The organism is Phytoactinopolyspora endophytica (assembly GCF_004138495.1).
In the GTDB taxonomy this organism is placed as follows: domain Bacteria; phylum Actinomycetota; class Actinomycetes; order Jiangellales; family Jiangellaceae; genus Phytoactinopolyspora; species Phytoactinopolyspora endophytica.
On sequence record NZ_ML142883.1, the window covers coordinates 1480 to 2194 of the forward strand.

Annotated in this window: 1 protein-coding gene; it reads left to right on the forward strand. The window is 63.5% G+C overall.

The features are described 5' to 3' along the window. Positions 1 to 715 (forward strand): ABC transporter substrate-binding protein (locus ELR45_RS33585; RefSeq protein ID WP_165368338.1); only part of this gene is annotated, 715 nt, incomplete at both ends.

The window sequence follows — 715 nt, forward strand, 5'->3', positions numbered from 1 at the left end:
GAACCCGGACATACGCATCGAGTTCTCGAACTCGCCTCCGGTGGAGGAGTACATCTCCACGTTGCAGACCCGGTTGCTCTCGGGTCAGGCGGCCGACGTCTTCATCATCGCCGCGGAGAACAAGACCAACCTGATCGAGGGCGAGCACGTCGTGGACCTCACCGACTACGAGTTCATGTCGGTGATCAACGACTTCAACAAGGAGACGTACTCCGCGGATGGAAGCGTGTACGGCATGTCGGTGTCGTCATGGGCCGGCGGTGTCCTGTACAACACGGAGCTGGTCGAGTCGGTGGGTATGAGCGAACCGCCGGCATCCTGGCAGGAGTTCCTCGAGTTGTGCCGGTCTTTGGAGGAAGCGGGCATCACCGCGTACTACGAATCGGTGCAGAGCGGGAACACCATGGCGCTGACCGGGCTGATCGGCCTGGACCAGACCAAGGCGGGTGGCGATGTCGACCAGCGGATCTTCGCCGGCGAGTCGACCTTCGCCGAGAACTGGGTCGAACCGCTCGAGCTGTACATGCAGCTGTACGACGACGGCCTCGTCACCCGTGACGTCGTGGGTCTCGACGACGAGCAGGTGGTCGACGAGTTTGTGAACGGGCGGGTCGCCATGATCGGTACCGGGCCGTGGACGCTGCCGTCGGTACACGACCAGAGTCCGGACATGCAGGTCGACTTCATGGCCGTGCCCGGCGCGACGGCCGGTGAG